The organism is Luteimonas sp. GW821-FHT14E02 (assembly GCF_058803905.1).
This window is the reverse complement of sequence record NZ_JBXAPK010000004.1, coordinates 31,230-54,721: the sequence shown is the minus strand read 5'-3', so window position 1 is coordinate 54,721 and position 23,492 is coordinate 31,230. Positions and strand designations below refer to the sequence as shown.

The 23,492-nt window shown below is 64.2% G+C and carries 18 protein-coding genes and 1 tRNA gene; 3 read left to right on the top strand and 16 right to left on the bottom strand.

Annotated elements, in window-relative coordinates; translation table 11 throughout:
• The first annotated feature begins 25 nt into the window (after positions 1–25).
• The gene (locus tag AC1RNP_RS07980; RefSeq protein WP_493050727.1) at positions 26–583 is read left to right on the top strand and encodes a GspH/FimT family protein; all 558 of its coding nucleotides are present in this window, start codon (positions 26–28) and stop codon (positions 581–583) included.
• A gap of 52 nt (positions 584–635) precedes the next feature.
• On the opposite strand, the gene AC1RNP_RS07975 is transcribed toward AC1RNP_RS07980, so the two are convergent.
• From AC1RNP_RS07975 to AC1RNP_RS07945, 7 genes are all read right to left on the bottom strand, one after another.
• Positions 636–712 (bottom strand) — tRNA-Asn (locus AC1RNP_RS07975).
• 129 nt (positions 713–841) lie between these two features.
• On the bottom strand, positions 842–1,294 hold the full coding sequence (locus AC1RNP_RS07970; RefSeq protein WP_493050726.1) for a type IV pilin protein: 453 nt from the start codon (positions 1,292–1,294) through the stop codon (positions 842–844).
• A gap of 14 nt (positions 1,295–1,308) precedes the next feature.
• Positions 1,309–5,955 (bottom strand): pilus assembly protein, encoded by a 4,647-nt coding sequence (locus AC1RNP_RS07965; RefSeq protein WP_493050724.1) that lies wholly within the window; start codon positions 5,953–5,955, stop codon positions 1,309–1,311.
• 17 nt (positions 5,956–5,972) lie between these two features.
• Entirely contained in the window at positions 5,973–6,485 is a 513-nt protein-coding gene (locus AC1RNP_RS07960; protein WP_493050723.1) for a pilus assembly PilX family protein, read from the bottom strand.
• A gap of 13 nt (positions 6,486–6,498) precedes the next feature.
• Positions 6,499–7,677 (bottom strand): PilW family protein, encoded by a 1,179-nt coding sequence (locus AC1RNP_RS07955; protein ID WP_493050722.1) that lies wholly within the window; start codon positions 7,675–7,677, stop codon positions 6,499–6,501.
• 2 nt (positions 7,678–7,679) lie between these two features.
• A complete protein-coding gene (gene pilV / locus AC1RNP_RS07950) occupies positions 7,680–8,153 on the bottom strand; it encodes a type IV pilus modification protein PilV (RefSeq protein WP_493050721.1) in 474 nt (157 codons plus the stop codon).
• On the bottom strand, positions 8,150–8,668 hold the full coding sequence (locus AC1RNP_RS07945) for a GspH/FimT family pseudopilin (protein ID WP_493050720.1): 519 nt from the start codon (positions 8,666–8,668) through the stop codon (positions 8,150–8,152). The genes pilV and AC1RNP_RS07945 overlap by 4 nt, the downstream gene beginning before the upstream one ends.
• Before the next feature lie 141 nt (positions 8,669–8,809).
• Here AC1RNP_RS07945 and AC1RNP_RS07940 point away from each other — a divergent pair, with 141 nt between their 5' ends.
• A complete protein-coding gene (locus tag AC1RNP_RS07940) occupies positions 8,810–9,862 on the top strand; it encodes a sensor histidine kinase (protein ID WP_493050719.1) in 1,053 nt (350 codons plus the stop codon).
• A gap of 27 nt (positions 9,863–9,889) precedes the next feature.
• Here the strand turns inward: AC1RNP_RS07940 and ppnN are convergent, their stop codons facing one another.
• The 5 genes from ppnN to grxD all read right to left on the bottom strand — a co-directional run bounded on the left by ppnN (position 9,890) and on the right by grxD (position 17,033).
• Positions 9,890–11,278, bottom strand: a complete 1,389-nt coding sequence (gene ppnN / locus AC1RNP_RS07935; RefSeq protein WP_493050991.1) for a nucleotide 5'-monophosphate nucleosidase PpnN — start codon at positions 11,276–11,278, stop codon at positions 9,890–9,892.
• Positions 11,279–11,793: 515 nt separating this feature from the next.
• Positions 11,794–14,967, bottom strand: coding sequence for a TonB-dependent receptor (locus tag AC1RNP_RS07930; protein WP_493050718.1), 3,174 nt, complete (start codon positions 14,965–14,967; stop codon positions 11,794–11,796).
• Between the two features lie 352 nt (positions 14,968–15,319).
• Positions 15,320–15,919: a YhgN family NAAT transporter gene (locus AC1RNP_RS07925; RefSeq protein WP_493050717.1), complete on the bottom strand. Its 600-nt coding sequence runs from the start codon at positions 15,917–15,919 to the stop codon at positions 15,320–15,322.
• A complete protein-coding gene (locus AC1RNP_RS07920; RefSeq protein WP_493050990.1) occupies positions 15,916–16,707 on the bottom strand; it encodes an SDR family NAD(P)-dependent oxidoreductase in 792 nt (263 codons plus the stop codon). Before AC1RNP_RS07920 ends, AC1RNP_RS07925 begins: the two co-directional genes overlap by 4 nt.
• A gap of 5 nt (positions 16,708–16,712) precedes the next feature.
• Positions 16,713–17,033: a Grx4 family monothiol glutaredoxin gene (gene grxD, locus AC1RNP_RS07915; protein WP_226470147.1), complete on the bottom strand. Its 321-nt coding sequence runs from the start codon at positions 17,031–17,033 to the stop codon at positions 16,713–16,715.
• A gap of 147 nt (positions 17,034–17,180) precedes the next feature.
• Here grxD and AC1RNP_RS07910 point away from each other — a divergent pair, with 147 nt between their 5' ends.
• Positions 17,181–17,765, top strand: coding sequence for a superoxide dismutase (locus AC1RNP_RS07910; protein ID WP_493050716.1), 585 nt, complete (start codon positions 17,181–17,183; stop codon positions 17,763–17,765).
• A 73-nt stretch (positions 17,766–17,838) separates the two neighbouring features.
• Here the strand turns inward: AC1RNP_RS07910 and AC1RNP_RS07905 are convergent, their stop codons facing one another.
• The 4 genes from AC1RNP_RS07905 to AC1RNP_RS07890 all read right to left on the bottom strand — a co-directional run bounded on the left by AC1RNP_RS07905 (position 17,839) and on the right by AC1RNP_RS07890 (position 23,388).
• Positions 17,839–18,825: a malate dehydrogenase gene (locus AC1RNP_RS07905; protein WP_493050715.1), complete on the bottom strand. Its 987-nt coding sequence runs from the start codon at positions 18,823–18,825 to the stop codon at positions 17,839–17,841.
• Positions 18,826–18,898: 73 nt separating this feature from the next.
• Complete coding sequence (locus AC1RNP_RS07900; RefSeq protein WP_493050714.1) at positions 18,899–19,279, bottom strand: glutaredoxin family protein; 381 nt, start codon at positions 19,277–19,279, stop codon at positions 18,899–18,901.
• 33 nt (positions 19,280–19,312) lie between these two features.
• Positions 19,313–20,515, bottom strand: coding sequence for a pyridoxal phosphate-dependent aminotransferase (locus tag AC1RNP_RS07895; RefSeq protein WP_493050713.1), 1,203 nt, complete (start codon positions 20,513–20,515; stop codon positions 19,313–19,315).
• A 116-nt stretch (positions 20,516–20,631) separates the two neighbouring features.
• A complete protein-coding gene (locus tag AC1RNP_RS07890; RefSeq protein ID WP_493050712.1) occupies positions 20,632–23,388 on the bottom strand; it encodes a tetratricopeptide repeat protein in 2,757 nt (918 codons plus the stop codon).
• Between the last annotated feature and the right edge of the window lie 104 nt (positions 23,389–23,492).

Genomic DNA, 23,492 nt, shown 5'->3' with positions numbered 1-23,492 from the left:
ATGCTCCGGAAAATCCGTCTCAAGAATGGAGACCGGAACGGAGCAGGACATGAAACGCAGTCAGACAGGCTTCACGTTGATCGAGGCGATCGCCGCTGTTGCCATCCTGGCGATCGTGATGGGTGCCGGCGTCCCTTCTTTCAAGCGGATTCTGACCTACCAGCGCGTGGCTTCAGGCATGTCCCTGCTCTCCACCTCGCTGGCGTCGGCACGCATGGCGGCGATTTCGGCGGCGACGCCGGTCACCGTCTGCCCGATCACGGACGGCAGCCGCCGCTGTCGTCAGGACAGCGTCTGGGACGGCGGCTGGATGGTCTTCCGCGATCGCCTGCGCAAGGGACAGCCTCGAAGCGACAAGGATGTCCTTCAGGTGGTCGAGCGCTCCGACCGCCATCTGGTGCTGTGGAGCACCGCCAGTCGGAAATACGTCCGCTTCCAGCCGGACGGGCGCGCTGGCGGCAACAATCTGATCATCCGGATCTGCAGCGATGGAAAACTGAACGGCGAAGTAGCCGTCAACAACGTCGGCCGGGTGCGATCGCGGCGCGCATCGGGCGATCGTCCCTGCGGGGACCGGCGCTGAACGGAGCCGACGCAAAAAAGGCCGCTTTCGCGGCCTTAAGTGCTTGAATTCATGGCGCCCGAAGTTGGACTCGAACCAACGACCCCCTGATTAACAGTCAAGTGCTCTAACCGGCTGAGCTATTCGGGCGGGGACGCAATATTAATGGCGAGGTCGCGCGCTCGCAACCCATTGCGCGGCCACGACTGCGATTAATGCTGGCCGGATGCCCGTTTCAACCGTGCCATGCGACTGCGGCACGGCACACGGGCATCGGGGTCACCAGCATTCAGCCGGCTCGGTCGGAGTCTTGGCGCCCACGCTGTTGATGCCCAGCTCGCTGCACCTGTCGTTCGTCTGGTCCGTTCCGTCGACCGGCGTCGCGGTCAGGACGAATTCGTCCGCGTCCGCATCGTCCCCGTCACGAGCCAGATTGTAGAAGGGACGCTCCGTGTTCCGAGGCGAGATTTTCTCCTCGTCGGGAATGGTCGCCCAGAATCCCGCGTAGGTGTTATTGACCGTGTGGAAGCGTTCCGCGCGCTGCGTCAGCTCCACCAGATCCGCCTTCGCCTGCGCACGACGCGACTTGCGCACGTACTCGACGTAGGACGGATACGCGATCGCGACGATGACCGCGATCACGAGGACCACGATCATCAACTCGATCAGCGTGAACCCGCGGGACGTGAAGCGGCGGGGCTTGCGCATGTTTGCCACTTTGAAAGCGATCATGGACATCATCCCACCTATCGGACCTGTCGCCAGGATTGACGGCCGCAGGGTCGCGGCAAGTAGAGCGGATCCGCACCTGGCGCGCGCAGCACGAAGGTGCACATCTTGGCGTTGATGCGCTGCTGCAGGCAGCCCGGCGTGGTCGGGTCGCAGAGGGCCTGCAACTCTTCCAGCGTCGGCGTCGGCGGCACGAACACGTTCGTATCCTTCACGGGCGGCATGTTCTTGCCGTCCTTGTTGAGGGAGATCGCGCCACACTCGCCCGTGCACACCGGGTTGCCGCCGCGAGAGTTCGAGACGCCGGACATGCCGCCCGCGCCCGTCAGCAGGTTCAACGCATACAGCCAGTTGATGCCGCCGCCGGCCGAACAGGTCGTGTCCACGCCTTCGTAGGTGGTGAAGATCACCTTGCCGTTCTGGATCCTCGGTGTGCCGATGAACCGCTCGCCCTTGGCGTTGGTTCCCACCTTCAGGTCGATGTACCAGCCGCGCTTGGTGCCGTAGGTGACCAGATTGTTTGAAACATCGCGTGTGTCGTAGCCACCGGACGTTGCGACATTGGAGATCGTCTGCTCGATCAGCATGTCGCGGCCGGTGATGCGCTCGTTGCTCTGGTTGTCCCAGATGCCGTACAGGCTCTGCACCGGCGGATTACTGCTGACGGTGTTGTCGCCCACGGCGAAATAGCGGCCGGTGCCGAAGAAGATGCTGACGCCGCCGCTCGGTCCGCTGGTGACCTCGATGCCGCCGGTGATCGGCTGGGCGACGGTGCCGATCTTCGCCGTGAACAGCGGCTCGCCACTGTAAGCCACGCTCCAGTTGTCCGGATTCGTCTCGGACAAATTGAACTTCCACACGTTGCCTTGCAGGTCGCCGCCGTAGACGGTATCGACGATGCCGTCATTGTTCGTCAGCGCCACGGGCGCGACGCTCATCAAGCCGTTGCGCACGGCGTAGTCGGCGCCTATTGGCTTCAGGCGTGACAGCACGGTTCCGTTGTTGGCATCGACGACGAACAGCACCGGCGCGCCGGAATCCGAATTGACGCCATTGCCGAAGATCGCCACCCAGCGCGGCCGCCCGCTGCTGCCCTTGATCGGCACGATGATGGGCTTGCCCATGACCATGCCGAGGTCGTTGATCGTGCTGCCGCTCAACTCCCACAGCGCATCGTTGGCGGTGAAGCCTCCGGGGTTGGACACGTTCAGGCCGAACACCGATTTGCCGCCTGCTCCCGTGGCGCCGACGAGCAGCGTGCGCCAGTTGCCCGTCGAGGTGGACGGCACGTCGGAAGTGGTGATGGCGCCATCCACATAATAGCGGTGGAGCAGGTTCGGATCGGCCAGGCTCGCCAGATGATCCAGCGACCCGTAAGGAATGAAGCCGAACAGCTCGGTGCCGCCCGTAGTGTCGTTCTTCGCGTTGAAGGCATGCAGCATGCCGTCATTGGCGCCAACGTAGATGACCGGGTCGCGGGAAGCCTTGGCTTCGAGATAATCCTTGTAGCTCCCGCCCAGCTCCCGCTTCCAGTCCACCGTGGTGAAGCTCGCCCAGGAGTCGTAACCATAATCATCGCGCGGCGAGGCGATTTCAGGCGTCGAATTGATGATGTCGCCCAGCGCGGAGCTGCGGTTGCGCAAGGTCTTGTTGGGATCGCCGCCCGTGCCACGCTCGTTGGCATGGTCGCCCTTGATGTAGGCCACCAGATTGTCGACCGTGTACGTGCTGCGGAACCACGTGGGAATGATCGTCATGCCCATCGCCGCGAGCTTGGCTTCGCGGGTTCCACCCGGGATGTTGCTGCCCGTCAACGTCCTGGACGCGGCAGGCGTGCGCACCGTTCCGTCGGCTCTGATCTCGGTCGGCGTGACCACCATGAAGATGTCGTCGCGACTGGAGGCGGGCGGCAGCTTGGCCGCGGCGCTCCAGATCTCGTCGCCCGCCGAACCATCGGGATTGACCTGGACACCGCGCACGTTGCCGATCCAGTCGTTGACCGATTTGTCGGTCAGTTCGTATGTCGCTTCCAGCGTGAACGAATTGCCGGTGATGCGCGCGCCACCGCCGGCGCCGCCCGTCGGCGCCTTGTTGCCAGCCGCTTCCGCGAAGATGCGATCGAGCTCCGACTTCAGCTTGGACGGGTCGCGGGCCAGGAAGTAGTTGTCGGGCGTCCCCGCCACGCGCTTGTCCCATTCACCCGGGTCAGGCTGGTTGTTGCCGTTGGCGTCCTTGAAACCGCCGTACTTCGCCGCGTACCAGAGCGGGCTTTCCAGCAGCTTGGCGTTGCTGGTGCCGACGGTGAACTTCATCACCTTCGGCTTGTACCAGTCCGTGCGCGGATCGGCGGTGACGGTCAGGATGGAGCCGTCGCTGCTGCCGGGACGCAGGGCCAGGCGATAGACGCCATCGTTGTTCGATCCCGTCACGGCGAAGCCGGTCATCATCGCGTTGCCGGCGTAAGCGGACAGGTTCTCGATGCGCACCAGCACTTCGTTGGCGGCCACACTCGGCGACCCGCCCGCGCAGACGGGCGAATCGGAGCGCCAGCAGATGTCCTTGCCGGTGTAGCCGGTGTTCTTCGGATTGGTGTTGGCATCGCAGGTCGCGCCGACGCAGTAGGTCATCATCGAGACCACGTCGTTGTCGTGGTCGTTGCCCCACAACGAATCTTCCCAGACCAGGGAGAAGCTGCCCGCGTTTCCGTTGGCCGTCAGTGCGCGGCCGTAGACGTGATTGGGCGAGACCGCGGACGCCTTCGCGCCGACGCCCACCGATCCCAGGAAGCAGGTACGCCAGTTCCGGTCCCTGTCGCCGCCATTGATCAAGGCGGAGCCGGACTTGTTCGCCTGGCACAACGGCGACAGCGTGATCTTGCCGTCCCCGATCGGAATATCGAATTTCGGGAGGTTCTCGGCCATCGCCACCGCATAGGTCGTCACGGTGTTCTTGAAGCTGGCCGGCTTATTCTGCAAGCCCGGCCGCATGTCGGTGATCTTCGCCTGGAATGCCAGACCCGACATGAGATAGCTGCCTTCGATCGACGGCACGTCCGGGCACATGCCTCGCGCCTTCGACAACTCGCTCAATGGTTTGGCGGTACAGATGTCTTCGTGGGTATTGACGGAATTGCCGACGGCGAGCTCCGTCTGATTGGCGACGACACGGCCGATCATGTAATTGCCGTTGATGTTCTCGCGCGTGCCCAGGCCATCGGTCGCGGTGGCGGCGCCGGCGATCCGCGGTACGCCCGGAACCTCGTCACTGTCGAACGACGGCAGACCCGAGGACATCACCAGGATGTTGCAGGTCGCGCAGAACGAGTTGCCGCCCTGGGCCGTGGCGCGATACGGGTCGAGCCAGGTGAGCGTGGACGGCAGGCCGGTCAGATCGGTTCCGCCGGTGAAATTTCCCGTGGCCGTGGTTTCGCCCGCCACGTAGCGCAGCGCTTCCGCATACATTTCGGCCAGCGGATTGCCCCATGCACTGCAGTTGTTGGTGCCCGTGCCTGGATTGTTGAGCGCGCCCTGTCCCGCGTCGGGATATCCCTGTCGATTCAGATAACCCCAGTTGTTGCAGTCGTTCCAGACACTGCTGTAATTCCACTGGGTCAGCTTGAACCGCGACAGCGTATTGATGATGCCTTCGGCGTTGTCGGTCTGGTTACAGAAGCGGCCATTGCTGAGATCCACTTCGTCACCGGCAATGCAACCAGTGTTCGTGCCGCTGTTGCCCGCCAGCTTGCCGATATTGCGGCGAAGCACGCCACCGCTGCGCGGCTTGGAGTACGAACCACTGACCATGCCGAAACGCAGGCGCCCGGTCTCTCCGTATGTCTGGAGCAGTCCCACCGGCTTGTAGCTGTCGGTCGTGCCGCTGCTGTATTTCTGGCAGAAGCTTTCGCGGCGATTCGCGGCGGCTCCCGCCGGATCGCAAACTTCCACGCGAACGGTGTAGGTGCTGTCGACGCCAGTGGGACGATCCGGATTGTCATTGCCGACGGTGCACTGCTGCAATGCCGTGGCCGCCCATTCCGACCAGTTGCCCGACTTCACGCGCATGAAGGGCGCGCCGGTACTGCTGGTGCTCGTATTGCAGAACGATTGCACCCCCGTGAGCGGCGCGTAATTGCCGATATCGGAGCCGCTGTATACCTTCACCCAGGCATGCAGGTCGCTTGGAATATTGGCGCGCTCGAGCACCGTCGTCGTGTCGTCGGTACTGCGCTGTCCGCCGTAAAGCACGAAACGCAGCACGTCGAGGCGACTCATCGTCACCCAGTTCAGGAAGTTGCCGCTCCAGCGCCCCGTTTGCCCCGAGCAGGAATGGCCCGTCGCCGGACCGGTGGCCTTGAAACGGCCACTGCCGTAGCTGTAGCAGAGCTTCGAGTCGAAATAGCCTGCGTAATCGAACGCGTCCTGGTAGGTGATGTCCAGCAGGCCGTCACCGTTCAAGTCCGTATAGTCGGTGTAGGCCTTGTTGAACAACTGCTCATCGCGCGACATCACGAGCATCATCAACGGCGGATCGCTCTGGCCGGAGAACAACGGCACCTGCGACACGTCGTAGTCGTTGCTGCCGGCCGTGAGATCGACGCTACGGGTGACCAGCAGCGTCACCAGAAGTACGACCGCGGAAAGGCGGAACCATGTTGGGATGGTCATAGTTGTCTCCGCGGTCCTCAGGGAATGAACACTGTGTCGATGACCGCACTGGCGCTGGGGGTGTCGTCATCGTCGTTGGTGTCGCTCGCCAACGCCGTGATTTCGTAGATGTTGCCCGTCTCTTCGTTTTCCTTGTTGCCGATGCGGCGGCTGGAAGCCGCGAAGCAGCGATCGACACGCCGGATATAGGTATCTTCATTGACATCGCCGAGAGGGCGCGCGGTATCGTTGCCGTCGGCCCAGCTCGCCGGATCGAACGTCGGCGAACACACTTCCTGATCGGCGGCGAAGGTGCCGGTGGCCGACAATCTGTCGCTGATGTCCGCTTCCGAGTCTCGCGCCGCCAGCTCGGCGTTCTGGAACGCCAGATTGACGCGGTTGTAGTTGGACGACATGCGTTCCTGCATGCCGATTACGCGCATGCCGGCGATGCCGATCAGGGCCATCAGGATCAGCATGATCAAGGCCACGTACAGCACCGCGCCTCGTTGCCTGTAGGGAACCATCGATTCGGGTTTCCGATTCTTCATGGCGAGCCTCGCGTCAATTCCCGTACAGCCGGTTGCGCAGCGCGACCGTGGATTGATAGACCGTGCGATAGCGGCCATCGTCGGGCAGCGTGAAGCCCACGCCCAGGGAAGATGGCGAGACGGCCGCTTCCGCCTGGGCCGACGCGGCGCGATTATCGCTCGCAGCCAGCAGACCGACCTGCACCAGACCGACCCGGCGCCAGCTGTTGTCCACGGGTGCGACCGCATTGACAACTGCCGCCGTACCCACGCGATCGACGTATCCCGTGGGCGGGTTGGCGGCGTTCAACTCGCGATCCTGGCCGTACAGCAATTGCAGGTTCTCGACGCCTTCGACCAATTCCTGCGGGTCGGATTCGAGCACACCGCCAGGTGTGGTCCGGAATCGCACACGATAAAGAGAAGGCCGTGGGTTCGCGGCATCATCGTTGAGACCGATGTAGTACACGACGCTCTCGGCGCGATACAGCATCGCCTGACCCGCAGTGAATACCTTGCTGAAAGGCGTTTCGTTTTCCGGAGCGTCATCGTCCATGACGATCATCTCGTTGGTGCTCTCGTCGCCCGCCTCGAACACGGTGGCGTTCATGCAGTCGGCCACGCCGAACAGGCCGGGATCGTCGACGCCGCTGCGCAGCACGTCCCAACGCGAGGAATCGAACGAGAACGTCGGAGCGCCGCCAGAACCACCGATGGCGGTGATCGGCACGCCCTCGGGAGCGAAATAGCGCAGCGCGATGATGTCGCTGCCGGCGATGCGATTGCTCGTCGCATTGGCGATCTCGGCCGGCAAGGCGGGAGTGAACGCCGTGCTGCCCGCCGTGGGGTTCTCCGAGATCGCCACGCCCGTGGCGCCGGGCGCAGTGCCCGTGGCCTCGTAGCCGCGAATCGACACTGCGAACTGCAAACCTTCCTCGGCGCCGGCACCGAATGTCGTATCCAATCCACTCGGAGACTGCTGCGCATGCGCCTGATCGTTGACGCAGCCGAAATGGCCGGCCATTCGGATGTCACGTTGCAGATAGTCGACCGCGAACCGGCCGTTCTCCTGCGTGCGGCTCAAGCCTTCCGACAACTGATAGGACGCACGCGAAGCACTGAATACCTGCAACAACCCCAGCATCAGGATCGTGCCGATCAGCATCGCGATCATGAGTTCGATCAGGGAGAGGCCCTGACTGTTGCGCCGCATGTTCATAGCCGGGTCGTCGCCGCAAAGGTGAGAGGATCGGATCCGACGGTCCAGCGCTCGTCATCCCAGCTGATGGCCACCGTGACTGCGTCGTCAGCTGCGTGGGTCACCGTGGCCGTCGCGCCCGCGCCCAGCGTCCTGCCAAGGCGGCAGCGCCACGCCGTGAGGTACTGCGTCGTAGTCAGGCCATTGCCGACGGCCGGCACGCAGGACGTCGCGCTGGTCGTGGCCGTATAGGTGCCCTCGTAGGCCGCGACATTGATTCGATTGACGCGGATCTGATCGAGCAGCTCGTAAGCCATGTTCGTGGCCTGGGTACGGTAGTTCGAGCTTTCCGCATAGCGCACGCTCATGGTCTGCAGCATCGCCAGACCGAGCAGTCCGAAGGACAGCACCAGGATCGCGATCAGGACCTCGATCAGACTGAAGCCGCGCACGGCGCGCGCGGCACTCATGCGACGATGCTGCAAACTCATGAGCAAGTCTCCCTGGGACCGGCACTCGCCCGGCCCGTGGTCGTGATCTCCAGCCTGACCTGCAGATCGGAGTTCCCGCACTCTTTCGCCCGGAGGACGACTTCCTGATCGTCCGCGTTGGCGCGCCGGCCGCGGTTGTCGAAGGTGATCACGCCATCCTCCGGTCCGGTGACCGTCATCCTGTCGTTCGCCTCGACGAAGCGCACGAGCGTTTCACCGTCATCGATCGCGCCGTCGCCGTTGGTGTCGTCCCACACCAGCCATCCTCCGCTCCAGTCGTCGGCGCAGACGGTACCGTCCGTGCTTCCGCAGACGCTGGCTGGTCGCGCACTACGGATGGCCTCGCTGCGCGCGAGCGTGAGCGAGGCGATCATTTCGTTGGTCGCCGTGGCGAGACGATTGGAGCGCATGACACCCTCGAAGCTGGGGAACGCGATCGCAGCCATGACTGCCAGCACGGCAACTGTGATCATCAGTTCCACGAGCGTGAAACCGCGAGCCGGCCCGAATCGCATATGTACCCCCTCCCCTCGATATGCCAAGGTTAGCGGCCCGCCATCGGCGGGCAAGCGGATTCGGGACAAGCGGTCGGATGGCTCCGACGGACGCATGCGGCCAGCCCGCTCGCGACAGGCCCACTCGTATCATGTGACCCAATGCCCACTTCCTCTCCACAACGCAGTCCGCAACACAGTCCACTCGACACCTTGTGGCAAGCGCCCGCGATCGCCTGGATGCTGTTCGCCGGTGAAGCGCTGGCGCTCGTTCTCGCGCTCGCGCCAGGCAGCGAGGAACATCGGCTGCGTTATTTCGGACTGGTGTCGATCGCCATCCAGTGGACGCTGCTGTGGACGCTGGCCGCCACCTATCTGATTCGCAAACCACTGCGCAAGCTCCCGCCGCAACGCATCGCGTATGTCGTGCTCGCCATCCTGTTGTTCAACACTTGGGGCATCACCGAGCTGATCGGATTCCTGTTCCGCGACATCTGGCAGATCACGCGCGAGCAATGGTCGTGGACGCAGTGGCGTGCGCTTGGAATCATCACCACCGTCGGCATCTTCGGGCTAGCCGCGTTCCAGAACCAATGGCGCACGCGACAGATGGCGCTGCGCGCCAAGCAGTCGGAACTGGAAGCACTGCAGGCCCGCATCCGTCCGCACTTCCTGTTCAACACCTTGAACACGGGTGCGGCACTGGTGCATCAGCAGCCCGAGGCGGCCGAGCGTGTGTTGCTGGATCTGGCCGACCTGTTCCGTGCGGCACTGGCCGGTCCGCGCGAGATTTCGCTCGACGACGAACTGTCGCTGGTGCGCCGCTATCTCGAAATCGAAGCGTTCCGGCTCGGCAACCGGTTGAAGATCCACTGGCACCTTCCGCAAACCATGCCCGCGGTCAACGTGCCCGCGCTGTCGATCCAGCCTCTGGTGGAAAATGCCATCCGGCACGGCATTGAGCGGATTCCCGCGGGTGGCGATGTCGAGATCGCGGTGACGGTCACATCCAATGCCGTCACCGTGCGCATCACCAATCCCATGCCACCTGCCGGCGGGCACGCGCATGGACATCAGGTGGGCTTGAGCGCTTCGCAGGTACGCATCGAAGCGCTGACGGGCGGCCGCGGCAGCGTGCGCATCCAGAGCGATGGTCAGCGCTTCTACGCCACCGTGCGGCTGCCGCTCAATTCGAGCGAAGCGAACGGGAGCTAGCGCTCCCGCTTCAACAAAGCATCAGGATCAGGCCAGCACTTCGTAGCACGGACGATACTCGCCCGCGATCTTCATGCGCCGCTGTTCGACGAACGCGCGCAGCAACGCATCCAGCGCCTGCATCATGTCGGTGTCGCCGTGGATCTGGAACGGCCCGAACTGCTCGATGCGCCGCATGCCGTCTTCCTTGACGTTGCCGGCGACGATGCCGGAGAACGCGCGGCGCAGATCGGCCGCCAGCTCGTGCGGCTTGCGTCCGTGATGTAGATTGAGCGCCGCCATCGCCTCATGCGTGGGTGCGAACGGCTGCTGGAAGACGAGCGGAATCGTCAGCGCCCAGTTGAAGTAGAACGAATCCTTCTGCGCGATGCGGTATTCGCGCACCTTGGCGATGCCGGCCGTCATGCGCTTGGCCACGGCCGCCGGGTCGCCGACGATGATCTCGTAGCGATTCGTCGCCGCATCGCCGAGCGTGAGGCGAATGAACTTGTCGATCTGCTCGAAGTACGGCGCCGCCGCCACTGGACCGGTGAGGATCAGTGGGAACGGCAACTGCGCGTTTTCCTCACGCAGCAGGATGCCGAGCAGATACAGGATTTCCTCCGCCGTGCCGACACCGCCCGGGAAAACGATGATGCCGTGACCAAGGCGCACGAACGCTTCGAGACGCTTCTCGATGTCCGGCATGATCACCAGGTGATTCACGATCGGGTTCGGCGATTCGGCCGCGATGATGCCTGGCTCGGTGATGCCGATGTAGCGCGTGCGGCGCTTGCGTTGCTTGGCGTGGGCAATCGTCGCGCCCTTCATCGGCCCCTTCATCGCGCCGGGACCGCAGCCGGTGCAGATGTCGAGCCCGCGCAGGCCGAGTTCGTAGCCCACGTCCTTGGTGTATTCGTATTCGTCGCGGCTGATGGAATGGCCGCCCCAGCACACGACCAGGTTGGGCTCGGCCGGCTGCAGGATGCGGGCATTGCGCAGCAGGCCGAACACCGCGTTGGTGAGGCCGGCGGAAGATTCGAGATCGGCAGCGTACTCCGGCCCCAGCTCGATGGCGGTATAGGCCAGGTCGCGCACGACCGCGAACAACAACTCCGCGACGCCGCGGATGATCTCACCATCCACGAACGCCATCGCCGGCGCGCTGATCAGGTCGATACGCACGCCGCGATCCTGCTGCAGCACCTGGATGTCGAAATCCGGATACAGCTCCTGCGCGGCGCGCGGATCGTCGGAAGCGCTGCCGCTGGTCAGCACCGCCAGCGCGCAGCGGCGCAGCAGCTCGTGCATGCCGCCACTGGACGCGTCCTTCAGCCGTGCGACCTCGTCGCGCGAAAGCACATCCAGCCCGCCCTTCGGATAGATCCGGGCGTTCACCACCGGCAGCGCCTTCGCCGCCGTACTCGTCTCGGTCATTTTCATCGTTTCGTCTCTTGTTGGGAGGGGACTTTAGCTCACTCCCCACCCAAAAAGAAAACGGCCGGGAAACCCGGCCGTTTCAAATTCAGTGCATATCAACCTTCGAATTTCAACGGCGCGAGAGCTTGGCGCCGCAGGCAGATACTCGCACCTTCCGCCTGCCCGCACTTCGCCTCCTGGTACCCGGCGAGATTAAAGCCTGACGGAGTGCCACCACTTCTTACAGGACATGCCTGCAGGCACTCTTCGCGTCTGTCTTCGCAATAGCTTTGATCCCCTCCGTACCTCAGACACTCCAGGAACTGGGCTTCACAATCGTTGGGGCAACTGGCGCGCGCTTCGCGGGGCGCGATAAGCATCGTTGCGGCCACCAACAGGCATAACACCAACATCGAGCGGATGTTCATACTTTAATTCCCTCTAAAGCTGAAATACCCCTGTTTTTACGACTCTAACACTAGAACGGCCGGGAAATCCCGGCCGTTCTTGCTCAAGCGTTGCAGTACTGATTCTCAGAACTTGTAGCGGAAACCAACCTGCACCGACCACTGCGAAACACCTACGTTGAAGCTGTCGGCATCAGCATTGGCCACGGTCGGGGCTTCCGGAGTCGTGAAGTTGTAAATGTACTTGCCAGTCGCAGGATTGATGCCATCGACGCGCAGCACCGTCGCATCTGCGAAGAAGCCGTAGTCGTAGATATGACCCCAATCCTTGTTGAGCAGGTTACCGACGTTCTGGATGTCCAGCCAGATCTCGGACTTGTGCCCCTTGAAGAAGCCCGGCAGCTCCTGGCTGATGCGGACGTCGAAGGTGTTCACCCAGTCCCCACGGAAGCCATTGCGCGGCGCTACCTGGCCGGCATAACGGGCCAGTTCCGGGTTATGCGACAGCCATTCGAAGAACTTCTGCTGCATCTCCGCGCCACCACTGAACTCGACATCACCCAAGCCTGCGGGCACGTAGAAAAGATCGTTGGTGCGGCTGTCGCCGTTGACATCATTGGTGTAGATGTAGCTGAACGGACGGCCGCTGCGGCCTTCGTAGAACAGACCGATGCTGGTCTCGTAGTCACCGAAGAACTTGTGCTTCCAGTTCAGGGCGCCGGAGATGCGATCCTTGATCTCGTAACGAGCGGTATCGGCTTCATCCTGGTTGATCTGGAAGATGTTGTTGACGTTCCAGCCGGAGGTGGCCGTCGAGCTGGTCAGACCACTGACTTCTTCAGCGTTGGTGTGGGTGTAACCCAACGACCAGGACCAGTCGCTCTCGGCGCTCCACGGCTTTTCCAGGCTGACGGTGAACTGGTTGCTCTTGCCCTTGTCGGTATTGTCGAGCAGCAGCACGTCACCGAAGCCCGAATTACGATTGGCGCGGGCACTGCTGAAGGTATTCGAGTTGCGCCAGTACAGCAGACGGCCATCCTGACCGGCGGTCGGACCGGTCTGGCTGGCGCTGTTGGGAGCGCCGACGTCCAGACGCTGGTAGTACAGCGCCGACTTGACGTCGGTCAGCAGCAACTCGGCCGAGAACACGATCCCATACCACGGCAGTTCGTGATCGATCGCCAGGTTCGCCTTCCACACCGACGGCAGTTCGAAGTCCGGCGCGATGAAGTTGACGTTCTGGCGCGGGGTCGACGGCGTGGCGCCGCTGGCGAATTCCTCGACCTGGGTGTAGTTCAGACCGGTGGTGTTGTAGGCGTTGCTCAGCCACACCTGCGGCGAATCGCCCTGGAACAGGCCAACGCCGCCGCGCAACTGCGTCGGACGCTCGGTGGCGAAGGTGTAGTTGAAGCCGAAGCGCGGCTGCCACAGCCACTTGTCGCCGCCGGTATCGCTGTTGTCGTAACCGTAAGCTTGCTGCGCGGCAGCGTTGTATTCCGGGTCGCTGTCGATCTTGAAGCTGTCGCCGCGCACGCCGAAGGTCAAGGTCAGCTTGTCGTTGACGTACCACTTGTCCTGGACGAACAGCCCCAGCGACTTGTAGGTGTAGTCGGCCGCCATGTTGTTGACGTCGCCACCGACCGGGTTGCGGAACTGGCGATAGCTCCAGGCACCATTGCGGAAATCGTCGATGCTGTTGTAGGTGTAGGAACCATCGACAAACGGCGCGTAGAGATTGAAGATTTCGTTGGTGGCGTAGTCGAAGCCGAACTTCACTTCATGGTCGCCGAGATTCAGGATGCCGGCGCCGTAGTAGTTCCAGGTCTTGGTGAACAGGTCGTTGTACTGCGAGTTCGATTCCGTGCCGAGGAACAGCGTCGGGTTCTGGCCGACGCCATCCGAGTTCGGATTGCCATAAGCGATCCTGATCTCCGGCGTGCCCTGGGTGGGCGTGTTGCGGATCGCCGAGTAGTCGCGGTACGACACCTTGAACTCGGTGGAGAAGGTATCGGTCCAGTCACTGAACAGCTGCGCGACGTAGCTCTCTACGGTCTTGTCGTGCTGGTACCAGTAGGAACTGAGCGAAGCGCCGCCCCTGATGCCGGAATTGAAACCGTTCAGGCGCAGCTTGCTCTGCTCGAGCTTGCTGTAGCGGAAATCGGCGCGATGCTGGTCGTTGATGTTCCAGTCCAGCTTGATCGCATACTCTTCGAGATCGGTGTCGCCGTTGCTGCTCAGGCCACCGGCTTCGAAGCCGGGGAAATTACCGTTGCCGGCGCGCGCGATGTCCGCAGCCGCGCCCGCATCCGCCGGATCGATCGCGCCAAGGCCCAGCGGGCTGTTGGCGATGTCGGCACCCGGTGCCGCCTGCTTGAACTTCTCGTAGTTGGCGAAGAAGAACAGCTTGTCCTTGACGATCGGGCCGCCGAGGGTGAAGCCGTAGGTTTCTTCCTTGGTGAAGCCGTTGAAGGGCTCGCCTTCCGGATCGTCACCGAACCAGTCGCCGTCACGGTAGGTACCGTACACCGAACCGTGGAATTCGTTGGTACCGGACTTGGTCACGGCATCGACCACCGCGCCGGTGCCACCAGTGATGGTGACGTCGTAGTTGGCCAGGTCAATGTTGATGGCTTCGATCGCTTCCATCGACACCGGCTGACGGCGCGTCGGCATGTTGTTGCCTTCCAGGCCGAAGGTGTCGCTCGCGGACACGCCGTCGATGCGGATGGCGTTGTAGCGCGGGTTCTGACCGCCGGCGCTGATGCTGCCCGAGGCGCGATCGACGAAGGCCACGCGCGGATCGAGGCGCATGTAGTCCTGGATGTTGCCGCCGATCGACGGCAGCGCGTCGATGGTCTGGCGCGTGACGTTGGTGCCGGCGCCCATCTTCGAGGCACTGAAGACTTCCGAACCGCCGGCGGCGATCGCCTGCACGGTGCCCAGCGTGGTGACGTCGTTATTCAGCTGCCCATCGACGGTGTTGATCTGGTTCAGGGTGAGGAAAACGTTCTCCTCGGTATCGGTACCGGAACCCGCCTTGTTGATGGTGATGCTGTACGGACCGCCGACGCGCAGACCGCGCGCGACGTAACGGCCGTTGGCATCGGTGAGTGCGCGGCTGACCGTGCCCGACTCGACGTGGGTGATGGTGACCTCAGCCCCCGCTACCGGCTGGCCATCGGCACCGGTGACCAGACCGCCGACGCCGGCGGAGGTGCTTTGTGCAAAGGCGGGCGCTGCAGCGAGCGCGGCGATCAGACCGAGCGACAGCTTGGAGAGTCGGACGCGGGATTGCTTCATGGGTGATGGCCTCGAAAGCAGTTTTGGACGATTGGATGAATGACGCGCGCAGACGCGCATCAAAGAAGAATTTCGAAATGGGATGTCCCCAACCCCTTGCGTCCCTGCACACGGCCGTCACGCGGGGTTAACAACAGGTTAACACGATAGCCGGGCTGCATGACAGTCAAATGACTGTTTTTCGCAACCATCACAGTGTGCCCGATCCCCGCCGAAATTTCGTGGAGCCGGGACTCTAAAAAAGACATTCCGGCACTTGTAATGCCGACATCCGATGACCGCGATCTATCGGCATTGTCTGCAGGGATGCCTCAGCAATCCCCGCTAAGTACTTGTCGATTCGTTTCGACGTTCAGGGAGTCGGCCCGAGCCGCAGATAGGTGCTGATGCCATCGAGGAACATCTGCACGGAAATCGCCACCAGCAGCATGCCCATCAGGCGTTCGATGGCGATCAGGGCGCGACCGCCCAGCAGTTTGTAGAGCATGGTGGCCGAGAGCAGGATCACCGACGTCGCCACCCAGGCGATCAGCAGGGCGATGCTCCAGTCGTCCAGACGCGCGGGGTCATTACTGCCCATCAGCATGACCGCGGCCATGCCGGAAGGTCCGGCGATCATCGGGATCGCGACCGGCACGATGAAAGGCTCGCCGCCGGGCAATTCGCCCATCAGGCCTTCCGGCGGCGGGAAGATCATGCGGATGCCGATCAGGAACAGCACGATGCCGCCGGCGATCGACACCGACTCCTGGCGCAGATGCATCAGCTCGAGCGCGTACTTGCCGAACCACAGGAACAGCATCAGCACCACGAGCGCGATGATCAGTTCGCGGATCAGCACCATGCGCTGACGTTTGGGCGTGAGCGGCCGTAGCAGGCTCAGCACCACCGGCACGTTGCCGAGCGGATCGAGGATCAGGAACAGCAGCAGCGCGGCGGAAGCGATCGTCATGCGCGCACCGCGGGCGGCGCGGCCCAGATCGTGCCGCGATGCTCCTTTCCGGCAGCCGACAGCAACGTCACGCAGGCATCCGCATACGCCGACGGATCCAGGGCGAGGCGGTCGTCTTCCTCCACATACGCTTTCGAACGCAACGCGGTGCGCATGCCGCCCAACTGCAGACCACTCACGCGCACCGAGGTGCTGGCGAGTTCCGCGTGCAACATTCCGACCAGGGCCGCGCTGCCCTGCTGCGCCAATCCATAACCGCCCCAGTAGGCGCCACCAATGCGCGCGGGATCATCCAGGGCGAACACCACCGCGCCATCCTCCGCGCGCTTCAGCAGCGGCAGGCAGGCCTGCGTGAGCCACCAGCGCGCGGTGAGGTTGACGTGGATGGCGCGGGCGAAATCGGCGGGATCGGTGCGCTCCATCGCCGCCAGTCCCTTGAACTCGGCGGCGCAGTGCAGCAGTCCATCGAGACGACCAAGCCCCGATTCGATGCGCGCGGCCAGTTCGGCGTAATCGTCCGGCGCGGCGCCTTCGAGATCGAGCGGATAGTTGGCCGGCTCGGTGGCCGTCGTCTCCTGCCGGATCGCGTCGTAGACACGATTCAACTTCGGCACCTTGCGGCCGAGCAGCACCAGCGTCGCGCCCGCGCGCGCGCAGGCGAGCGCGGCCGCGCGGCCAAGGCCGCCATAGGCGCCCGTCACCAGAATGACCCTGCCCTTCAGCGCAGAGCCTTCCTGCGTGGAACCGGCGTGCGCGCCCTGCGACGCGGCTTCGCCGTCGGTCCGCACCGCGCTCACGCCTTCTGCACTTCCGAGATCATGCGCGCGAGTTCGCCGGATTCGTACAGCTCCAGCGTGATGTCGCAACCGCCGATCAGCTCGCCGTGGATGAACAGCTGCGGGAAGGTCGGCCAGTTGGAATAGCGCGGCAGGTTGGCGCGGACTTCCGGCTCCTCGAGCACGTTGATCGTGTGCAGCTCGGTGGCGCCGGCGGCCTTCAGCGCCTGCACGGTGCGGCTGGAGAAGCCGCACATCGGGAATTGCGGCGTACCCTTCATGAAGAGAACGATGGGATGGCCTTCGACTTCGGCCTGGATGCGTTCGAGAACGGCCATGGTGAAAAAACTCCTGGAAACACGGTCGCGGCATGCGCCGGGGCCGTGGGTCGTGCTTGTGGGGGTGGAATTGCATATTGTAAGCCCGGACGCCCGCATCGTCGGCGCCGTCAAACCAGGGGCCCGCCTCTTCAACCCGACCGGAACATGACCCTCGAAATCCCATCCCTGCCCTACGCCGCCAGCGCCCTCGAACCGCATCTGTCCGCCGAGACGGTGGAAAGCCATCACAACCTGCAGAAGGCGCACCTGGAGCAGGTGAATGCCGCGATCGAGGCCACCGAGCTCGCCGAAGCGGCCTTGCAGGACATCGTGCGCAAGGCCCAGGGCAACCTGTTCAACCATGCTTCCCAGGCCTGGAACGACGCCTTCTACTGGGCGGGCCTGAAACCGGCCGCCGGCGGAGGCGGTGGCGAGCCCGCGGACAAGCTGGCGGAAGCCATCACCCGGACTTTCGGAGACTTCGCGCGCTTCAAGGCGCAATTCGCCGCGATCGCCGAGCGCACGTTCGGCCCGGGCTGGCTCTGGCTCCTGCAGCGCGGAGACGGCACGCTGAACATCGCCGCCACCGCCAACGCCGCCACACCGCTCACCGGCGACGACACGCCGCTGCTGGCGTGCTGCCTGTGGGAGCACGCCTACTATCTCGATTACCGCCATGCGCGCTCGAAGTACGTCGAGGCGTTCTGGAACATCGTGGACTGGCGCGCGGTGGCCGATCGCATGAAGTGAAGCGAACTCGCTTCGCCGGAAACGAAAACGCCGGGCAATCGCCCGGCGTTTTCATGTGCATCGCTCGAAACGATCAGCCCAGCAGATGCGCCACGCCGGCGCGCTCTTCCTCGAGCTCGGCCAGCGTCTTGTCCATGCGCTCGCGGCTGAAGGCATCGATCTCAAGATTCTCGACGCGCGTGTATTCGCCATTGACGGTGGTCACCGGCACGCCGTAGATCACGCCTTCCGGAATGCCGTAGCTGCCGTCGGACGGCACGCCCATCGTCACCCACTTGCCGTTGCTGCCCAGCACCCAGTCGCGGACGTGGTCGATGGCGGCGTTGGCGGCCGAAGCGGCCGACGACAGGCCGCGCGCCTCGATGATCGCGGCGCCGCGCTTGCCCACCTGCGGGATGAAGGTATCGCTGTTCCAGGCCGCGTCGTTGATCTTGTCCTTCAGCGAAGCGCCGCCGGCGGTGGCGAAGCGGTAGTCCGGATACATGGTCGGGCTGTGGTTGCCCCACACGATCAGCTTCTCGATGTCGCCCACGGCGACGCCGGCCTTGATGGCGAGCTGGCTGAGCGCGCGGTTGTGGTCCAGGCGCAGCATCGCGGTGAAGTTCTTCGCCGGCAGGTCCGGCGCCGACTTCATGGCGATGTAGGCGTTGGTGTTGGCCGGATTGCCGACCACCAGCACCTTCACGTTGCGGCTGGCCACTTCGTTCAGCGCCTTGCCCTGCTCGGTGAAGATCTTGGCGTTCTCCAGCAGCAGATCCTTGCGCTCCATGCCCGGGCCGCGCGGCTTGGCGCCGACCAGCAGGGCGACGTCGACGTCCTTGAACGCGACCTTCGGATCATCGGTGCCGATCACGCCGGCCAGCAGCGGGAACGCGCAGTCTTCCAGCTCCATGATCACGCCCTTGAGCGCGGCCTGGGCCTTGTCGATCGGCAGTTCCAGCAACTGCAGGATCACGGGCTGGTCCTTGCCGAGCATTTCGCCGGAAGCGATGCGGAACAGCAGGGCGTAGCCGATCTGGCCGGCGGCGCCGGTGACGGCAACACGGAGTGGAGTCTTCATGAGGGGGTTCCTTTTGCTGAAGGGTCAAAAGTGAGGGACAAGGCCCGCGGCAACGCGGCCGTGGGCCGACGAATCAGAGGCGATACCCGAGCGGTTCGAGCAATTGGCGGATTTCATTGGGCTGGTAGCCATGCACGACGTCCTGCCCGACGATCAGCACCGGCACGCCCTGGAGGCCCATTGCCTGCATCGCCTGGTCGCCTTCGGGCGTGTCGACGTCGAGCATGCGGTAACGCACGTTCGCCAGTTCGAAATCCTTGCGCAGCTTCGCGCAATAGCCGCACCACTCCGCCATCAGCATGACCACGCCGGTCTCGCCGGTGACCATGCGCGGATCGCCGGGCTGCAGCTGCACCTGCGTCTCGGCACCGGGCAGGAAGGGCAGCTTCCCGCGCGAGTATTGATACAGACCACCCGCCAGCCCGAGCACCAGCAGCAGGACGAGGATGCGCATACCGATCGCCGCCGTCGTGTTCTTGCGCCGAACTCAGGCGAGTTCGGCGAAGAATTCCTGGAAGCGCTGCAACCCGGGCGCCAGCTGCGGCGTCGGGCAGGTGTAGCTGATGCGCAGCGCACGCGGCTCGCCGAACGCCGAGCCCGGCACGCAGGCCACGCCCTTGCTTTCCAGCAGCGCGTTGCAGACGTCGAAATCGTTCTCGATCTTCTTGCCGTTGTGCGACTTGCCGAAGGCGACGCTGATGTCCGGGAACGCGTAGAACGCACCTTGCGGTTTCGGGCACACCACGCCGGGAATCGCGTTGAGCACGGCCAGCACCTGATCGCGCTTGGCCTGGAACTCGGCGTTTTTCTGCGCCGGGACGTCCTGCGGCCCGGTCAGCGCGGCGACCGCGGCGGCGGTGACGATTTCCGGGATGTTGGTGATGTGGTTGGAGTTGAGCGTGGTGATCGCCTTGGCGATCGATTCCGGCCCGACCATGAAACCGACGCGCCAGCCCGGCATGCCGTAGGTCTTCGACAGCGAATCCATGAAGATCAGGCGATCGCGCAATTCCGGACGGAAATGCAGGAAGTTGTGGTAGCCGATGCCGTCGAACACCATGCGGTTGTAGATGTCATCGGTGAGGATCCACGTGTCCGGATACTTGGCCACCACGTCGGCCAGGGCCGCGATTTCTTCCTTCGTGTACACCATGCCCGTCGGGTTGGACGGGTTGTTGAATAGGAAGAGCTTGGGCTTCTTCGCCAGCGCGGCGTCGAGTTGCGCCGGCGTGAGCTTGTAGTCCTGCTCCGGCGGGCACGGCAGCAGCTGGATGTCGGCGTTGAGAATCTCGGCGATGTCGAGATAGCTGGTCCAGTACGGCGTCGGGAACGCGAAGCCGTCACCTTCGTCCAGGATCGCGTCGCAGATGTTGTACAGCACGTGCTTGGCACCGATGCCGGTGGCGCAGTTGGCGCGCGTGTAGCCGGTCAGGCCGACCTGTTCGATGTGCTTGAGGAAGGCATCCAGCAGCGCGTCGGCGCCGCGGTTGCTGCCGTACTGGCCGGAATCCTTCTCCAGCGCCGCGCGCGCGGCTTCGTACACGTGCGGACCGGGGAGGAAGTTGGGAACGCCGATGGAAAAACTGATGATGTCGCGGCCTTCGGCCTTGAGCTGCTTGGCCTTTTCGGCCACCTGCATGATCGCGCTGGGCTTGGCGCGACCGATGCGCCGGGAAAGTGCGGGGGGCATGGGGGGAGCTTGACCTGGTGGGAACCCCGTCATTGTAACGGCGCGGCCGCCTTCGAGGGGCCTTTCCGTGGCATTTCTCCGCCAGTTGCGGACGGCGGCGCGGGCTACCGAGGCGCTCAGCGGATCGCCGTGACGCCCGCCGCCTGGCTCGGATTCTGCAACCCCTGCTTCTGCAACAGCTCGATCTGTGCCAGCAACCCTCCCAGCTCGCGCTGCCTGACCTGCTTGACGAGCGTGGCAGTGCGTGCGGCGGCGTTGTCGCGCTGGTGCTCCGCCGTCAGCACGCGCACCTCGCTCATGCGGATGGCCAACGCCTCCAGCGTGTCGGGGTGCGCCTCGGCGAATGCCACCGCGTTCTTCAGCGCCGCATGGGCTTCCTCTCCCCGACGCAGCGCCGACAGCGCTTCCGCCCGCAGCGCTTCCACGAGCGCGAGTCCCGACTTCGAATCATTGTTCTGCAGGATCGGAACGATGCCCTGGAGCAGCGGCAAGGCGTCGTTCGGCCTGTTCTCGCGCAGCGACAGGACCGCCAGCTCCATCTCGATGCAGGCGGTGGTGTAATCCAGCTTGTCGCGGCGCGACACCGACAACGCCGCTTGCAGGCGTGTCCGCGCGCCCGCGAAGTCGCCGCTGTCACGCAGTATCTGCCCCAGGCGCATCAGCGCTTCGGCTTCGCCACTGCGATTCTTCAGCCGCCCTTCCACCGCCAGCGCTTCTTCCGCCAGATGGCGCGCTTGCGCGTATTCGCCGCGCAGGCGCAGCAACTCCGCCATTTCGCGCCGCGACCATGCGCCCTGCCCCTCCAGGCCGTTGCGTTCGGAGACCGCGATCGCGTCGCGATAGCTGGCCAGCGCCGCCGCGGTCTGCCCCATGTCGGCCTGCACGGTGCCCAGCGCGCTGAGCGTCCAGGCTTCGCGCTCCGGATCGCCGAGCTCGCGCCCGAGCTGCAGCACGGTTTCCAGCCGGTTCTTCACTTCGCCGCGCTTGTCCTGCTCCCAGGCGATGTTGGCCAGATTGGACAACGCGGCGATTTCGCCCGACTTCACGCCCGCGCCCTCGAACAGCACCAGCGCCTGCTGATACAGCGGCGCGGCGCGGGCGAAATCACCATGGTTGAAGTAGTAGCTGCCCAGTTCGTTGTGGATGCTCGCCTGCCCCAGCGGGTCTCTCAATTGCCGGTATAGACGCGCCGCCTCGCCGTAATCGGCCAGGACCGCAGCGTCGTGACCGAGTTTGTCCTGCGCCCAGGCGCGATTGCGCAGCGCCAGCGCGATCAAATGCGGCGCCTGCAATTTCTGCGCGCTCTTCAAAGCGCTCTCGGCGGCCGCCAGCAGCGCCGGATAGTCATCGCGCGCCTCGGCAAGATCGGCCGCGCACAGATCCACGCGCGGATCGTCGCCGCTGCCGTTGCGGCGCAGCGCCGCCAGGGTCGCGAGTGCCTGGTTGACGTTGTCGCCCTTGGCCTGCGCGCGCGCCAGCCCCAGTCCGTATTCGATTTCCTCCGGATAGAAGCGATACAGCGCCTGATAGGTCTCGATCGCCTGCGGCCAGGATTTCTCCGCTTCGTACATCTGCGCTTCCAGCGCCAGGCGCATCTCGCGCGGCGCGCCGACCGCGCGCGTGAGCGCGGTACGCGCGACCTCGGCGGCGCGCTGGCCGTAGCCTTGTTCCTGCAAGGTGCGCGAGAGCGCCAGCTGCGCGGGCAGGAAGTCGGGCGCGCGCGCCACCGCCGCGCCCAGGCGCGTGCGCGCGGTGTTGCCATCGCCACGGCGCGCGGCAAGCACGCCCTCGGCGTAGTGCTCCAGCACTTCGGCATCGTCGCTAGACGTGGCCTTGCGCGTGGCCGCGAACGCGGTGGTCAGGCGCTGCAGACCGAGGTCCCGACGCAAGCGCTCGCCAGCGGCGCTCGCCAGTTCACCGAGATGGCTGCGATCGCCTTCGACCTCGATGGTGTGCAGAACGGCACCAGTGACGGCATCGAAGACCTGCAATTCCACACCGAGTTTTCCCGGCGCTTGCGCGGACAGATCGCGATAGCGCCCGGCGATGGCCAGGCCGATGCCCACCTGGTTGTGCAGACGTTGCAGCAAGTCGCGATCGGGTTCCTCGCCGGCGTCGAGCGGCGCCAGTTCCGACAGACGGCGGCCGGAGACGATTTGCAGGCTTTCATTCAACGCCAGCTCGTGATCCAGCAACTCCGACAACGCCGCGCCCAGCCATGCGCCGCCGGTACCTGGATCGCCGGCATCGGCAGGGCCGACATCGAACAGCGCGACCAAGGTCGAGCCGTCGATCGCGGTCCCGGAGACGTTCACCGGTGCGGCCGCGGGACGCATCCACCACCAGGCGCCGGCCAGCGCGACGACCAGCAATGCCGCCAGCGCGGACCATGCCCACACACGGCTTCGCCGCCTTGCCGCGACGGCCGGAGCCGGCGACACGGCATCGACGCTTGCGTTGTCCGGCGTTTCCCGCGACGAAACCGTCGTTACGCCCCCGATGCCATCGCCGCCTTCCTCACCGTCTTCCACGACAACGGATTCGCTCTCGGCGATCTTCTGCACGGGCGCGATGAACCGGTACCCCTGCTTCGGCACGGTCTGGATGTAAGCCTCTTCGCCGTCGCTCTGCCCGAGCGCGCGACGCACCTGCCAGATGTGGCGGCCGAGGCTCGCATCGGTGACGACCGTGTTCGGCCACAAGGTGGCGAAGAACACATCGCGCCCGACCAGTTCGCCCGCATGGCGCACCAGCAACAGCAAGGTATCGAACACCTTCGGCGGCAGCTCGACGATTTGTTGTTCGCGCCAGAGCCGGCGCTGATCGGCTTCCAGCAGAAAGCCGCCGAATCGATATGCCTCTTTCGCGGCCATGCCTTACCCGAAAACGTGAAGCCGGTCGCCCCTGTGCCGTCATTTTCAGCGATGACGAAAGAAAAATCACAAAGAAAAGAAATTTTCTTCCGGGTCGGCGCCAA